At 31.4% G+C, this 14,380-nt stretch carries 18 protein-coding genes and 1 riboswitch; of the genes, 6 read left to right on the top strand and 12 right to left on the bottom strand.

The window, feature by feature from the left end; all coding sequences use genetic code 11:
- Positions 1-3: 3 nt before the first annotated feature.
- The 5 genes from aroC to RIN63_RS11335 form a co-directional block, all read right to left on the bottom strand.
- Positions 4-1,125 (bottom strand): chorismate synthase, encoded by a 1,122-nt coding sequence (gene aroC / locus RIN63_RS11355; RefSeq protein ID WP_310444847.1) that lies wholly within the window; start codon positions 1,123-1,125, stop codon positions 4-6.
- Positions 1,126-1,229: 104 nt separating this feature from the next.
- On the bottom strand, positions 1,230-1,790 hold the full coding sequence (locus tag RIN63_RS11350; protein WP_310444846.1) for a folate family ECF transporter S component: 561 nt from the start codon (positions 1,788-1,790) through the stop codon (positions 1,230-1,232).
- 68 nt (positions 1,791-1,858) lie between these two features.
- A riboswitch (THF riboswitch) is annotated at positions 1,859-1,952 on the bottom strand.
- Between the two features lie 30 nt (positions 1,953-1,982).
- Positions 1,983-2,585: a hypothetical protein gene (locus RIN63_RS11345; RefSeq protein WP_310444845.1), complete on the bottom strand. Its 603-nt coding sequence runs from the start codon at positions 2,583-2,585 to the stop codon at positions 1,983-1,985.
- Positions 2,542-3,228 (bottom strand): TIGR01906 family membrane protein, encoded by a 687-nt coding sequence (locus tag RIN63_RS11340; protein WP_310444844.1) that lies wholly within the window; start codon positions 3,226-3,228, stop codon positions 2,542-2,544. The genes RIN63_RS11345 and RIN63_RS11340 overlap by 44 nt, the downstream gene beginning before the upstream one ends.
- A gap of 100 nt (positions 3,229-3,328) precedes the next feature.
- Positions 3,329-3,502 carry a hypothetical protein gene (locus RIN63_RS11335; RefSeq protein ID WP_310444843.1) on the bottom strand — a complete coding sequence of 58 codons (174 nt, stop codon included), beginning with the start codon at positions 3,500-3,502 and terminating at the stop codon, positions 3,329-3,331.
- Between the two features lie 221 nt (positions 3,503-3,723).
- Between RIN63_RS11335 and RIN63_RS11330 the strand changes: the two genes are divergently transcribed.
- The 4 genes from RIN63_RS11330 to RIN63_RS11315 are packed head-to-tail and all read left to right on the top strand — an operon-like array spanning position 3,724 to position 7,937.
- Complete coding sequence (locus RIN63_RS11330; RefSeq protein WP_310444842.1) at positions 3,724-6,069, top strand: xanthine dehydrogenase family protein molybdopterin-binding subunit; 2,346 nt, start codon at positions 3,724-3,726, stop codon at positions 6,067-6,069.
- Positions 6,056-6,892, top strand: a complete 837-nt coding sequence (locus RIN63_RS11325; protein ID WP_310444841.1) for an FAD binding domain-containing protein — start codon at positions 6,056-6,058, stop codon at positions 6,890-6,892. The genes RIN63_RS11330 and RIN63_RS11325 overlap by 14 nt, the downstream gene beginning before the upstream one ends.
- The gene (locus RIN63_RS11320; RefSeq protein ID WP_310444840.1) at positions 6,892-7,362 is read left to right on the top strand and encodes a 2Fe-2S iron-sulfur cluster-binding protein; all 471 of its coding nucleotides are present in this window, start codon (positions 6,892-6,894) and stop codon (positions 7,360-7,362) included. The genes RIN63_RS11325 and RIN63_RS11320 overlap by 1 nt, the downstream gene beginning before the upstream one ends.
- On the top strand, positions 7,362-7,937 hold the full coding sequence (locus RIN63_RS11315) for a nucleotidyltransferase family protein (RefSeq protein WP_310444839.1): 576 nt from the start codon (positions 7,362-7,364) through the stop codon (positions 7,935-7,937). The genes RIN63_RS11320 and RIN63_RS11315 overlap by 1 nt, the downstream gene beginning before the upstream one ends.
- Positions 7,938-8,014: 77 nt before the next feature.
- Here RIN63_RS11315 and RIN63_RS11310 read toward each other — a convergent pair whose 3' ends face one another.
- The 3 genes from RIN63_RS11310 to nadE all read right to left on the bottom strand — a co-directional run bounded on the left by RIN63_RS11310 (position 8,015) and on the right by nadE (position 10,608).
- Entirely contained in the window at positions 8,015-8,914 is a 900-nt protein-coding gene (locus RIN63_RS11310; protein WP_310444838.1) for a DMT family transporter, read from the bottom strand.
- 159 nt (positions 8,915-9,073) lie between these two features.
- On the bottom strand, positions 9,074-9,811 hold the full coding sequence (locus RIN63_RS11305) for a YebC/PmpR family DNA-binding transcriptional regulator (protein WP_310444837.1): 738 nt from the start codon (positions 9,809-9,811) through the stop codon (positions 9,074-9,076).
- 71 nt (positions 9,812-9,882) lie between these two features.
- On the bottom strand, positions 9,883-10,608 hold the full coding sequence (gene nadE, locus RIN63_RS11300; protein WP_310444836.1) for an NAD(+) synthase: 726 nt from the start codon (positions 10,606-10,608) through the stop codon (positions 9,883-9,885).
- Positions 10,609-10,730: 122 nt separating this feature from the next.
- Between nadE and RIN63_RS11295 the strand changes: the two genes are divergently transcribed.
- Positions 10,731-11,090 (top strand): sulfite exporter TauE/SafE family protein, encoded by a 360-nt coding sequence (locus RIN63_RS11295; protein ID WP_310444835.1) that lies wholly within the window; start codon positions 10,731-10,733, stop codon positions 11,088-11,090.
- Positions 11,081-11,437, top strand: coding sequence for a TSUP family transporter (locus RIN63_RS11290; RefSeq protein ID WP_310444834.1), 357 nt, complete (start codon positions 11,081-11,083; stop codon positions 11,435-11,437). Before RIN63_RS11295 ends, RIN63_RS11290 begins: the two co-directional genes overlap by 10 nt.
- A 28-nt stretch (positions 11,438-11,465) precedes the next feature.
- Here RIN63_RS11290 and RIN63_RS11285 read toward each other — a convergent pair whose 3' ends face one another.
- Genes RIN63_RS11285 through hflX form a run of 4 tightly spaced genes read right to left on the bottom strand, consistent with a single transcriptional unit; the run spans position 11,466 to position 14,366 of the window.
- Complete coding sequence (locus RIN63_RS11285) at positions 11,466-11,867, bottom strand: CoA-binding protein (RefSeq protein WP_310444833.1); 402 nt, start codon at positions 11,865-11,867, stop codon at positions 11,466-11,468.
- A 50-nt stretch (positions 11,868-11,917) separates the two neighbouring features.
- On the bottom strand, positions 11,918-12,565 hold the full coding sequence (locus RIN63_RS11280) for a YigZ family protein (protein ID WP_310444832.1): 648 nt from the start codon (positions 12,563-12,565) through the stop codon (positions 11,918-11,920).
- A gap of 51 nt (positions 12,566-12,616) precedes the next feature.
- Positions 12,617-13,060: an NUDIX hydrolase gene (locus RIN63_RS11275; protein WP_310444831.1), complete on the bottom strand. Its 444-nt coding sequence runs from the start codon at positions 13,058-13,060 to the stop codon at positions 12,617-12,619.
- Positions 13,061-13,106: 46 nt separating this feature from the next.
- Entirely contained in the window at positions 13,107-14,366 is a 1,260-nt protein-coding gene (hflX, locus tag RIN63_RS11270) for a GTPase HflX (RefSeq protein WP_399324845.1), read from the bottom strand.
- Between the last annotated feature and the right edge of the window lie 14 nt (positions 14,367-14,380).

The following is a 14,380-nucleotide window of genomic DNA, read 5'->3' as shown; positions in this document are numbered from 1 at the left end:
TTATTACCTACTTTCCAAGTATTTAAGATAATTATCAAAGTTTACCTTAATTTCCTCTATAAAATCCCCTCCAATTTTTTTCAATAATTCATCTGCTAATATATATGCTATCATAGATTCAGCAACAATGCTTGCAGATGGAACTGCGCATATATCTGATCTTTCAAATTGAGCTATTGCTGCTTCTTTAGTAATCATATCAACAGTGGTTAATGGTTTTCTAAGAGTTGGAATTGGCTTCATTGTTGCCCTTATTACTAAATCTTCTCCATTAGTGATTCCTGCCTCAATTCCTCCAGAATTATTTGTTTTTCTCTTATATTTATTTTCAAATAATATTTCATCTTGAAACTCTGACCCTTTTCTTGATGCAGCCAAATGCCCAAGTCCAAATTCAACTCCCTTAATTCCTTGTATACCCATTATTGCAGCAGCTAGTCTTCCATCAATTTTTGTATCCCAATTAGTGTGACTACCAAGACCAACAGGGACATTTTGCACAATAACTTCTATAACTCCACCTAAAGTATCTCCTTCTTCTTTTGCTTCTTTAATTTTTTCAATTATTATTTCTTCAGATGTTTTATCAATAACTCTAATACTAGATTGATCAGCATGTCTTAAGTCTTCCATATTTAATCCATTATAATAGTTAATATTTGAGTCTACTCCCCCAATATTTATTACATGACTAAAGATTTCTATATTAAATGTCTTTAATAATATCTTACAAATACTGCCCATTGCAACACGCATAGCTGTTTCTCTGGCAGAGGCTCTTTCTAGAATATTCCTTCCACCCTTTTGATTATACTTCAAGGCACCTACCAAATCTCCATGACCTGGTCTTGGTTTTGTAACTTCGACTAATTCTATGTTTCTCCCTCTATTTGCTATAGATAAAGAAATAGGATTTCCAGTAGTATAATTTTCATTAATACCGGATAAAAATATAACTTCATCACTTTCTATTTCCATCCTAGCTGATCTACCATAACCCATTTGTCTTCTTTTTAGCTCTCTATTTATAAAATCTATATCTAAAAATAAATTTGCTGGTATTCCATCAATTATACCTAAAAGCTTTTCACCATGAGACTCTCCACCCGTTAAAAATCTTATCATAAATATACCTCCTTATGTAAAAGACTTCTGCCTAAAAAGGAAGAAGTCTTCAAAATCTAATTATTATGTCTCTATATATCTTTTAAGTTTATTAATATAATATCCTATTGATATACTATCATAGTTTTTAAATATTTTATTAAAGTAGCGATAATATAAGATTGAATAGGAATATTAACAAAAGCAGATATGGCTCTTCCTGGCAACAATATCATATATCCTTTACCAAGCATTATTGATAACCAATAGGTATTCAAACCTATTGAAATCACTAAAATTGAAACGCATACTACTAGAAAAACATTTTTAAAAGAAAAAGGGTTTTTACCTTGTCCTTTTCTCTTAAAATAAAAACTAAATATTCCTGGTATTACACCCCACAAGATAGAACTAAGAGTAAAGCCCGGAAAATATGGACCTTGTGGTAATACCACAACCCCAATTAAATCTGCAGCTAATCCAGATATGCCACCGATAATAGGTCCAAATAATAAACCAGATATCATTAGTGGAATTTCACCAAAACTAAGTCTTAGTGTAGATGGAAGTCCTGCAACTGGTACCATAATAGCTAAAAATCTTGTTAAAACAATAGAAAGAGCTACTAAGAAACCAGCCTGAACGAGAGTTTTTGTACTGATTTTACCATTACTAAAATTATTCACTTTATTCCTCCTTTCTTTTGTTAATGACAGGCAACTGTCACAATAAAGAAGAGAGAATTCTTTAATGATTCAGCGGACGCGGTAAAGAATCGCAGACAAACATCCTTCGTTTAAGGGCAACTTCCCATCCCTTAACACTTAACGCTCTTTACCTACTCTGTCTAACTAACAATTATATTATATAGTAAGTTACTAATTAAGTAAATCCTTATTCTCTTTTTCTCTTATATATTCAGTAATATTATATGCACCTATAAAAGATGCTGTTGCAAAACACAAAACAGCCATTATCTTATAATAGATTTTATAACTTGTAAAATACGATATGACATAAAAAATCAAAAACAAAAGATATAGCTTAAATACCTTATCTTTACTGAAAAAATTAACACTTGACTTTATTTCAGTTTTTTTTTCATAGTATCTATTTACTATGTAGTCTTCTATATCTTCATCATGGAGTAATACCTTTTCTTCTTCTAGTTTTAACTTATAATCATTTTTTATTTGTTCTATTTTCTTACATCTTGTTTTTTTATTTAATTTCATTACATAATATCCCATTAAAACTGAAAGCATAAGACCCAAAATCATAGATATAATAAAGCTGCCTATTATCTTATATAATAATAAAAACATAAATATAGTAATTACTATTCCTAGAGATATTTTATCTAATATATCCGCTCTAGTAGTTTTTCCTTTTTTCATTTGTTTAGTATAAAAATTATCTAATACTCTTTGTCTTTCTTTAATCTTTCGAATCTCTTTTGAACCATTTGAATTTTTTTTCACTATTACCCTTCTCCTTCCTGGCTGTAGCATATCCTATACCTTGTATTGTTGCCACAAAACCAAGAAAAGATAACATAATACTTATTGCCATGGAAATAAAAAATTCTTCTGGTAACATTTGAATAAGAAGATCTGTTTCTGGATTTAAAAGCCAAAGATCATTACTAAAGAATATTTTATGAAAAATAGTAAAGTATTTATCAAAATTAAAATACACCATTAATCCTAAGATTCCCACTAAAATCCAATTAGCAAATAAGCCTTTATACATGTATCTACCAACAATCTTGACATCTCTCTTTATTCTAAAATAAATTATTATTGCAAGAGCTAAAATAACAGATACGTATTTTAATATAAAACCATATTTGAACAATACCTGTACATCCCTCATATGTAGTATTTCTCGTTCATTGAAATTAGGTTCTAGAATTTCGTCCCCTGACTTACCCCTTAAGTATTCAAATAAATCATTTGTGATATCCCCTAATTCTCGAAAGCTTTTTCCAGTTACATCCATTGTGTCATGCTTGTCAAAGGAATTTAGATATTTCTTAAGATCAAATGTATTTGCTTCTGTTGCTATTAAAAGACAGGCTAGTGATATAGAAAAAACTAATAATATTAGCAATGTTTTTTTCAAATAATATTCCCCCTAATAATCTTATTTAAACTATAATATCATATTTCCCACTAAATGATAAAGGATTGAAAGAAATATTATCCTTCAATCCTCATAGAATTTAATTCATAGCTTTTTCTAATTTATCTAGATATTTAATGGGAAAAACACTCAATAATTCTTTATATTGTTCCACCGATAAACCCTGTACTGTAGTGTAAATTTGAATCTTAGTATCTAAATCTGCAGCTATGAATCTGTCCTTTATTTCGTAGAAATTTTCATTTGCTTCCATGTTTTACCTCCTTAATTATATATCTACTCTTATTATGTTTAATAGTAATACTTTTATACGAACATCTTATTATGAATTTCTATTTTAAATTACATCACTTGATTCTCTTGAATACATACAATTTATATGGAAACAATATGATAATATACTTAATTATAATTTTTACCCACATTTAGAAATAAGGGATAGTCTTTGTGTCATCTCGCTAAGGAGGAGAATTTATGAATGATATAAGAGGAGTTGGAGTAAGTGTCCTAAGGAAAGAAGCTTGGGACAAGGTAACAGGTGCTGCGAAATATACTGGTGATTCTATAACTGCTAATACCTTGCATGCCAAAACCCTTACAAGCACTCATGCCCATGCAATTATAAAATCAATTGATGTAGAAGAAGCATCAATATCAAAAGGTGTTCAAACAATAATCACTGGTGACTATTTTCCAGTTTTAACTGGTTCAGTAATACAGGATAGGCCTCCTATAGCGATAGGGAAAGTAAGATATTATGGTGAACCTGTAGCAGTAGTAGTTGCAAATAGTGAAGAGGAAGCAATGAGAGCTATGAAGCTTATTAATGTTGATTATGAACCTTTGCCTATAGTCAATTCAATTTCAGATGCTATTAAGTTAGATGCTACATTAATTCATGATAACGTATCTCTATATCATTGCCCTAATACTGAAGTGAATCCACAGCATAACTCAAATATTGCGGGCCATGTAAAAATTAGAAAAGGAGATATGCAAAAAGGCTGGAGTGAATGTGATGTAATTATAGAATCATCTTTTTCGATGCCTCAATCTGATCATCTTGCTATGGAGACTCGAAATTGCCAAGCACAAATATTACCAAATGGAACTGTATTAATTGATACTGCCTCCCAAGGTCCCTTTGCAGTTAAGGAGGAATTGAGCAAAGTTTTCAGTATACCCGAGGGTAATATTATTGTAAGAACTCCTTTAGTTGGGGGTGCATTTGGGGGAAAGGCCACTGTTCAGCTAGAATTTATAGCATACTTAGCCTCTAGAGCTGTTGGAGGAAAGCCTGTTCGAATTGCAAACTCTAGGGAAGAAGATATCTTTGCTTCTCCTTCTAAAATAGGCGTCGAATCTAAGCTAAAAATAGGTGCAACAAAAGAAGGTATAATAAAAGCCTTAGAATGTACTTATTTTGTAGAATGTGGTGCATATTCTGACACTGGTACTCGTATGGCTAAGGCTATTGCTAGTTCTTGTACTGGCCCATTCAATATTGAGAATGTTTATTGCGATTCTTTTACTATCTATACTAATCATTCTTATGTTACATCATATCGTGGTTTCGGTCATGTAGCATCTAATTTTTCCATGGAGAGAATACTAGATAAATTAGCGGCAAAATTAAAGATTGATCCTATGGAATTAAGAATAAAAAATGCTATAACTGAGGGAAATACTTCACCAACACAAAACAGAGTCACTTTTAGTAGTATCGGAAACTTACAAAGTTGTATTTTTAAGTTAAAAGAAGCAATAAACTGGGAAGAAGGTCAAATAAAAGAAACAGAAAAAGGTACAATAAGGGCGAAAGGAATCTCTTGCTTTTGGAAAACTTCCAACTCTGCTTCAAATGCTACATCAGGTGTTATCTTGATGTTAAATTCTGATGGCAGTGTAAATCTTAACTTTGGTGGTGTAGAAATTGGCCCTGGGATGAAAACAGCAATAGCTCAAATAGTTGCTGAAAAAATGAAAATGGATGTTGAGAAGGTTCATGTATTTATGGATGTAGACACTCAAATCACTCCTAAGCATTGGAAAACGGTGGCAAGCATGACAACATTTATGGTTGGAAATGCTGCTATCAAAGCAGTTGAAGATATATTAAATCAACTTCGTTTAATTTGTTCAATAGTTCTTAGATGTACTCCAGATGAATTAGATGTAAAAAACCAAGTAGTATACTTAAGAGATGATCCTACAACATATATTCATTTTAGAGATGTAGCTCATGGATACAAGTATCCTGATGGCCCATCTATAGGTGGCCAAATAATTGGTCACGGCAACTATATCATGAAACATTTACGACCATTAGATAATAAATCGGGAAAAGGTAAAACTGGAGAATCATGGACTGTAGGTGCTCAAGCAGTAGAAATTGAGTATAATCCTACTAATTATTCCTATAGATTGTTAAAAGCTGCAACAGTTGTAGATGCAGGTAGAGTTGTAAATCCCAAGACTGCCGCCGGAGTCATAATGGGTGGCATGAGTATGGGTTTAGGTTTAGCTACCCGGGAAGAATTTTTATATAATGATGATGGCATATTAGAAAATACTTCCCTCAGGACATATAAGTTAATAAGATATGGTGAAAACCCTGTATATATAGTTGATTTTATAGAAACACCTCAAATAGATGCTCCATTCGGTGCTAGGGGTATAGGTGAACATGGAATTTTAGGAATACCTGCTGCTTTTGCTAATGCCCTATCATTAGCTGCCAAAGATGATTTTGATACATTACCAATTTCTCCTGAATTAATATGGAAAACCAAAACTGGAGGTAAATATGATACCCTTTGATTTTGAGTATTATAAACCAGAAACTTTAGATGAAGCTATTAACTTATTCAATAGATTAGAATCCGATGGAAAAAAACCTATATACTATGGTGGTGGAACTGAATTTATATCCATGGCAAGGATGAACAATAGGTATACGGAGGCAGTGGTAGATATTAAAGCTATCCCAGAATGTAATATTTATAAGATTATAAAAAATGAATTAGTATTAGGTTCTGCTATTACCTTAACACAAATAGCTGAAGAAAATCTTTTTCCACTTCTTAGTATGACAGTCCAAAGAATAGCCGACCATACCATACAAGGAAAGATCACTTTAGGTGGTAATTTACTTGGCACTATAATATATAAAGAAGCTTTACTGCCACTTCTATTATCTAATAGTGAAATTTTATTAGCTAATAAAGACGGGAAAAAACGAGTCTCATTGGATAGTATATGTAACAAGGGAATCCAACTTGAAAAGGGAACTATGATTGTTCAAGTTATTATAAATAAGAAATTCCTCTCCATGCCCTATCTCCATATGAAACGAACAAAGAATGAAAAGATAGACTATCCTTTACTTACAATAGCAGCTCTAAAAGATAATGATAAGATTTCAATTGCTTTTAGTGGTTTGTGTGAATATCCGATTAGATCTACTCAAATTGAAGATATTTTAAACGATAATTCATATTCAATAGATAATAGAATCAATAAAATAATTCAAAATCTCCCATACGAATTATTAAATGATATTAGTGGCTCCTCTGAATATAGAAAATTTGTACTCAAAGGTACTCTATTGGAAGTCTTTGAGAAATTTGGGGAGGTAGTTTAATGCTTGAAATATTGAATACCACAGTGTTAACTCTGAATATAAATGGTGAAGATAGGGATATAGTTGCAAAACCTTCAGATATATTATTATTCACATTAAGAAAAGAACTTGGTTTAACAGGCGCAAAGCCTGGATGTGAAAATGGAGATTGTGGTGCATGTACTATTTTAGTAGATGATTGGCCTATTAAATCCTGCTTAATGCTCACTGTAGAGGCTATCGGGAAAAAAATCATTACTGTAGAGGGACTAAAAGATGCACCAATTCAAAAAGCATTTGTTGAAAATTGGGGATTTCAATGTGGTTACTGTACTTCTGGGTTTCTAATGGTTTGCCATGCACTTTCTAAAATTCACCCCGATGCTGATGATGCAGCAATAGAAGAATGGCTTCAATCAAATCTATGTAGATGTACAGGATATGCGGAGATTGAAGAAGCAATAAAATCCATATTAACAGGTAGTATATAATGCAAAACAAAAAGATTGAAGGAATAGTTTTAGCTGCCGGACTATCATCTAGGTTTGGAATTAATAAATTGATAGTAGAAATCAATAGAAAAACTGTAATTGAACAATGCATTCTTGGTATGAACGATTTATGTTCAAGAATAATAGTTGTAGGTGGATATAGGATTAAAGATATAGAAGATATATTAGCCAAATACCCTAAGGTTGAATTAGTGCATAATCCTAAATTCTTAGATGGAATGTTTAGCTCAGTAAAAACTGGTCTAATGAACATTAGAGAAGAAAGATTCTTTCTAATACCAGGCGATTATCCTTTGATAAAGAAAAAAACATATGATGAAATGCTGAATATAAATAAGGACATTGTTATTCCAATCTATAATGGAAAAAGAGGTCATCCATTACTAATGAAATCCTATCTGATTAAAGAACTTATGGAAGACACTTCTTGTAATACCCTAAGGGACTTTATACACAAACAAAATATATTCTTATTGGATATTGATGATCCAGGGATCCTAATGGATATAGACACTATTGAAGATTATAATAATATTCTATCATTAACCACTTAAATATCCATTTTCCTCATCATAAGAAAAAGATGCAAAATGAATGGTTCATTTTGCATCTTTTAAATTGCTCCACCTTTTTAAAATAGAAATAATACTGCTACACCAACAACAGTTGTTATAGCTCCTAATATTTCTTTTAGTCTAATTTTCTCTTTAAAAACTAGTATTGATATTGGGATTATAGTAACAGGAACTATTGATGTAATGGTAGATGATATTCCTGCTGAAATATGCTGTAATGATATTAAGGACAATGATACTCCAACAAAGGGACCAAATATAGAACCTATGGTAATGCCAAACATAGCTTTCCTATCCTTGAATGCTAATTTCAAATCATCCCATTTATTCAAATATATAAACAATATTGTAAAACTGATAAATCCAGCTATTATACGTATCTGAGTTGCTGCGAAGGGATTATATCCCCCCATACCTATCTTACTGAATATTAGACCTACTGATTGTCCAAGAGAGCCTAAAAATGCATAGATAAGTCCCTTTAATGAATGTGCAACTTTTATTTTTTTATCCTCAGGATTTTTGCTCAGTATAACTATTGCAATACCTAAGAGAGTTATTATCATTCCTAGGATACTAATAGTGCGTAATTTCTCACCAAAAATAAGAAACCCAAGTAATGCTGTAATAGGCGGAGATGTAGCCATTATTAACATAGATACTCTTGAACCTACCTCTAAATAGGATTGAAATAAAAACAAATCACCTATAAAAAAACCTATTAAACCAGATATACTTAAAAATGTCCAATTTTCTATTGTTGCATCAATAGGTAAAAAATATCCCCTAGTAAAAAAAGTAAATATACTAATGAATATAAATCCTGTAATAAGCCTAATGTAATTTACTGATAATGACCCTACCCTTTTTCCTGATAATTCAAATGATGTAGCACTTAATGACCAGCAAAAAGCTGTGGCTAGTGCGGCTAATTCTCCTATGTTTGATTCAAGCATATTCGTCCCCTCTTTCTCCAAATCTACATATATTATTTGGTCAAATATCTAACTCCCTTCATATATAAGCCCTCTTATATATGTATTTGCAAACTAGAAATACCCTTCTCATATGTTTTTTCATTCATATAAAAAGGGCATTTAGAGTCGACACCTCGATTACTCTTCCTCTGGCATCTCCCAGTTGTGATACACCTCTTGAACATCGTCATGGTCTTCAAGCATATCTATTAATTTCTCCATGTTTTTAATATCTTTTTCATCTGTTAATTCTATTGTGTTTTGTGGAATATAGCTTATCTCTGCCATAGCAAAGGTATATCCTGCCTTTTCTAAACCGTCTCTAACAGCATTAAAATCTTCTGGAGTAGAGATTATTTCAAAGCCTTCATCCTCTGATATAAAGTCTTCTGCTCCTAATTCAATAGCTTGCATAGTTAGTTCATCTTCATCAATTGAATCAGCTCTTTCTATTGCTATGACACCTTTTCTATCAAACATAAATGTTACTGATCCTGATTGACCTAGATTTCCGCCACATTTATCAAAAGCATGTCTAACATCTGGTGCTGTTCTATTTCTATTGTCAGTCAAACAAAGTGCAAATACAGCTATCCCTGATGGTCCATAGCCTTCGTATATTATCTCTTCGAAATTGTCAGATCCTAATTCACCTGAGCCTTTTTTAATTGCTCTTTCTATATTGTCATTTGGCATGTTTTCTGCCTTTGCTTTATCTATTGCTGCCTTTAATGCTGGGTTGTAGTCTGGATCTGCTCCACCTTCTTTTGATGCAACCATAATATATCTACCTAATTTTGTAAAGATTTTTGCCCTTTTGGCATCTTCCTTACCCTTTTTATTCTTAATATTATTCCATTTGGAATGTCCTGCCATGTAATTTCACTCCCTTTATAGTATTGCCTTATATATTTTAGCACAAGATTATATTTATTTCATCTACTTTATTAAATTTTCAATTCAAAGATTGGGGGATAAATTCTTTTGTGTTTACTAATTGAATTCATCCTTTGAATTTTGCCTACTATTTCTTCAGGGCCTTCACCTGTTTTTATATATTTATCCAATACATCATAGGAAAATCCCATTTCTTTTTCATCAGTTTGGTTTGCCCATAGACCTGCTGTTGGTGGTTTTTCTATGATGATTTCTGGGATTTCCAAAAATCTTGCTAATTCATAGATTTCAGATTTCACAAATGAAGCTAAAGGCAATAAATCAACTCCACTATCACCATGTTTAGTAAAATATCCTACTGTTAATTCAGATTTATTGCTTGACCCTAATACTAAATAATTATTATTTTGAGCATAATAATATAGAGTCATCATTCTAAGTCTTGGCTTTAAATTTGATATAGCCATTTTGTTCTTATTCTCTTCTGCCATGGATTCAAGCAGTACATCAAAGGAATTAGATAAATCAACTTTATCAGTTTTTAAATTTAACTTTTCAGCCACTAAAACCCCATGCTCCTCATCTATTGGGTCACTATGACATGGCATTATTATACCTATAGAATCATGAGGAAATGCTCTTTTGGCTATGCCAGCGATAACAGCTGAATCTATTCCTCCACTTAATCCAAAAACTACGCCCTGTGCATTTGCCTCTTTTACTTTTTCTTGTAACCAGTTTACTAATTCATCACATACAAGATCTATCTTTTGCATTTTTACAATCCTCCTATGACTACCTGAAAATTATCTGTAGTTTTTATTTAAATCATCTTATGTATATCTTCTTTAGAATTGGTGAGATTAATCATAATGATTATAACATAAAGGAGTAATCTATGGATAAAAATAAGTTAAAATTATTAACAATAGGTTTAATAACTGGATTAATAAATGGGTTGTTTGGATCAGGAGGCGGAACTATTGTAGTGCCTGCCTTAGTTTTTATATTAGGGGTAAATGATTACAAAGCCCATGCCACTGCAATATCTATTATTCTACCCTTATCCATTATAAGTACTATTATATACTTTACAAAGGACTCTATTCCCTTTAAAGTAGTTATTCCTGTAATACTTGGTGGTGTAATAGGGTCTTATATTGGAGCAAAAATTTTAAATAAAATACCTATTCACATATTGAGGAAAATATTCGGTAGTGTAATTGTTTATACTGCTATAAGGATGATATGGAAATGATTCTAGGATTAATTGGTTTTTTATCAGGAATAATTAGTGGTATGGGCATAGGTGGAGGTACTATCCTTATTCCCTCTTTAGTAATATTTTATAGCCTAGAGCAACAAAAAGCACAAGGAGTAAATCTAATGGTATTCCTTCCTGTTGCTATTGTAGCCTTAATCACCCATTATAAAAAGGGTAATATTGATTTTTCATTTGCTAAATTAATTATCTTGGGAGGTATAGGTGGGGCTATAATAGGATCATTTATAGCTCTAAAAATTGACCCATTAAAGCTAAGAAAATACTTTGGATTTTTTCTATTAGTTGTAGGAGCTATTGAATTATTCAAAAAGAAAGAATAGGCCTATAGTTCAGACCTATTCTTTATCTTTAATGACTTTTTCTTAAAGTAGCATAAACACAATCATCATAAAGTATTTTAAATTCAAGTTCTCTTGCTTTACTTAGAACTTCCTCATTATATGTGCCTGGTTGGAACCATATATACTCAATCCCAGCTTCTTTTGCCTCATCCAGAATGTGAATAGCTATCTTTGGAGCTACAACCATATCTAGTACATCAACTTTTTTAGGCAAATCCTTAACTGAAGGATAAATCTTATCCCCTTCAAGTTCTTCATAGTTTGGGCTTACACCATATGTTTCATAATCAAATTCCTTCAATGTTCTCCATATTTTATAACCAAATCTATCTTTCTTACCAGTAACGCCTACTACTACCCATACTTTTTTACTAAGCATTTCTTCTTTTATTTTTGCCATATCTTCCATATATATCACCCCTATAAAATTATACCCCGAAAGTCCCTTCTTAACTCATACTAGGATAGTCTTTTACCATCTTTAATAGGAATATACTCTTCATCCATATTTTCAAATGTAGAATTTCCATTTGTTAAATCAGTTACAATTTTAATAAATTCATCTATCTTTGAATCTTCTATATATACATAAATATTAACAGCTTCATCAAATATTGATTCATCTACTATATAACCCTCTGTCATAAGGTAATGTTCTACTTTGCCATATAAAGTATAATCAACTCTAATCTTTATCTTGGCATGAAGTACCATATCAACTATTACTCCCGAGTCTAAGCCTATCTTTGCTCCTTTAGTATAAGCACGAATGAGTCCACCTGCACCAAGTTTTGTTCCACCAAAATATCTTGTAATGACTACTACAACATTTCTTAAATTCTCTTTTTTAATGACTTCCAAAGCTGGTATTCCTGCTGTTCCTGAAGGTTCTCCATCATCGCTAAATCTTTGAGTATTGCTATCTTTACCAAATACATATGCATATACATTGTGAGTTGCATCTCTATGTTTTGTTTTGATCTTATCTATAAACTCTAGAGCTTCTTCCTCAGATTTTATAGGCATAGAATAACCAATAAATCTAGATTTATTGATGATAGTCTCAGCTTCACCATAAGCAAATGTTGTCTTATAAATCTTATCCATAATTATTTCCCTCATTTTCAAAATAATAAGGAGATATAATCTCCTTATTATTTAAGCAAAGTTTACTCTTTGTTGATAATCTTTGAATTCTAGATATCTATTATAGGATAATCTTACAAGGGATTTATCTTGGCTATAAGTAATCATATCAACTGCTTGTTCAACTGGATAAAATCCACCCTCTGAAAAGCCCTCATCTTTGTTTATTAAATGCTCTTCATTAGTAGACTCCATTATATACCATGTGATTTTATTACATACTGCTTGATTCCTAGAAAATGAATAAAATTCATAAGCAGTTTCTCCCGCTGATGATACTATCTTTGGATTATCAATACCTGCTTCAAACTCTACTCTGTAGACAGCAGTTTCTGGTGGAAGTTGTTCTTCTCTTATCTTTCCTTTTGGTAACACCCATTCATTCTTGTCATTTTTTAAGATAAAGACCTTTTTATCGTTAAATACAACTCCACCAGCACAATTTCTAATTATCATTAGTACCAACTCCTTTTATATAGAATGTTTTTATCAAATACTATTATTAAATAATATATTCACCATATTTTTGCAAATCTATATGATTTATCGTAAGTGAAAGTAAAGACCCATCTTCAATATATTCAATATTTCCAACCTGATAATTTTCCATGAAATAATTGACTATACTTTGCTTGTCATAAGGTATCTTAAGTGTTACCACCTTATATTGCTGAGGCAGTAAATCTTCTATATCCACTAATAATTTATCTATATTCTCTCTATTTTCTGCTGATATAAATATTTTATTATCTACATATTTATGATCATAGAAAAGATTTTGAATATCTACTTTATCCATTTTGTTAAATACTGTAATAATAGGTTTATCTAAAACATCTAAATCCTTTAATATATTGTAAGTAGTTTTAATCTGTATATCCAAATCCTTGTTTGAAGCATCTACAACATGAAGCAATAAATCTGCATATTTTACCTCTTCCAAAGTTCCTTTAAATGCTTCAACTAACCTAGTAGGCAATTTTGATACAAATCCTACTGTATCCGTTAATAAAAACGCCTGTCCATTAGGGAGCTTTGCTCTTCTTAATGATGTGTCCAATGTAGCAAAAAGCATATCCTTTACAAATACTTGCTTTGACTCTTCATATTCATCACTTAATTCTATTATTTTATTTAGTAATGTAGACTTCCCAGCATTGGTATATCCAACTAATGCAACAATAGGAAGATTAGAATCTTCTCTTTTTCTTCTTTTAATATCTCTATTTTGTTCCACTTCTTTCAGTTGTTTTTCAATATTGTCTACTTCTCTTAAGATATGTCTCCTATCCGTTTCTAATTTTTGTTCACCAGGCCCTCTAGTTCCAATACCTCCCCCTGTTCTAGATAAATAGTCTCTAAAACCTATTAATCTTGGAAGTCGATATTTTAATTGGGCAAGCTTTACTTGTAATTTACCTTCTCTTGAATCTGCACGATTTGCAAAAATATCTAGTATTAAATTCGTTCTGTCAACAATCTTTCTATCAATTATTTTTTCTAAATTCCTAAGTTGTGCTCCAGATAATTCATCATTGAAAACTACTGTTGAAATATCTAACTCATCGCAATAGTTTTTAATCTCCTCAGCCTTTCCTTTACCTATAAAAAAAGCTGGATTAATAGAATCCTTTCTTTGTATTAGTCTTGAAACAACTATTCCTTCTGCTGCTCTCACTAGTTCTTCTAATTCATCTAATGAATTTTCAATGTCAATGGTATCTGTGTCTAGCTCTACACCTATAATTAGTACTCTTTCCATGTCTTTCTCTTTTT

Origin of the sequence: Tissierella sp. (assembly GCF_031460495.1) — a bacterium.
Taxonomy (GTDB): Bacteria; Bacillota; Clostridia; order Tissierellales; family Tissierellaceae; genus JAVKTS01.
The sequence above is the reverse complement of the archived record's forward strand: the minus strand, read 5'-3'. Positions and strand labels throughout refer to the sequence as shown.

Coding starts and splice junctions, on each gene's coding strand:
- aroC (WP_310444847.1), bottom strand. CDS start 1,125: ATGATAAGATTTTTAACGGGTGGAGAGTCTCATGGTGAAAAGCTTTTA.
- RIN63_RS11335 (WP_310444843.1), bottom strand. CDS start 3,502: ATGGAAGCAAATGAAAATTTCTACGAAATAAAGGACAGATTCATAGCT.
- RIN63_RS11330 (WP_310444842.1), top strand. CDS start 3,724: ATGAATGATATAAGAGGAGTTGGAGTAAGTGTCCTAAGGAAAGAAGCT.
- RIN63_RS11325 (WP_310444841.1), top strand. CDS start 6,056: ATGATACCCTTTGATTTTGAGTATTATAAACCAGAAACTTTAGATGAA.
- RIN63_RS11320 (WP_310444840.1), top strand. CDS start 6,892: ATGCTTGAAATATTGAATACCACAGTGTTAACTCTGAATATAAATGGT.
- RIN63_RS11315 (WP_310444839.1), top strand. CDS start 7,362: ATGCAAAACAAAAAGATTGAAGGAATAGTTTTAGCTGCCGGACTATCA.
- RIN63_RS11310 (WP_310444838.1), bottom strand. CDS start 8,914: ATGCTTGAATCAAACATAGGAGAATTAGCCGCACTAGCCACAGCTTTT.
- RIN63_RS11305 (WP_310444837.1), bottom strand. CDS start 9,811: ATGGCAGGACATTCCAAATGGAATAATATTAAGAATAAAAAGGGTAAG.
- nadE (WP_310444836.1), bottom strand. CDS start 10,608: ATGCAAAAGATAGATCTTGTATGTGATGAATTAGTAAACTGGTTACAA.
- RIN63_RS11295 (WP_310444835.1), top strand. CDS start 10,731: ATGGATAAAAATAAGTTAAAATTATTAACAATAGGTTTAATAACTGGA.
- RIN63_RS11290 (WP_310444834.1), top strand. CDS start 11,081: ATGGAAATGATTCTAGGATTAATTGGTTTTTTATCAGGAATAATTAGT.
- RIN63_RS11285 (WP_310444833.1), bottom strand. CDS start 11,867: ATGGAAGATATGGCAAAAATAAAAGAAGAAATGCTTAGTAAAAAAGTA.
- RIN63_RS11280 (WP_310444832.1), bottom strand. CDS start 12,565: ATGGATAAGATTTATAAGACAACATTTGCTTATGGTGAAGCTGAGACT.
- RIN63_RS11275 (WP_310444831.1), bottom strand. CDS start 13,060: ATGATAATTAGAAATTGTGCTGGTGGAGTTGTATTTAACGATAAAAAG.
- hflX (WP_399324845.1), bottom strand. CDS start 14,366: ATGGAAAGAGTACTAATTATAGGTGTAGAGCTAGACACAGATACCATT.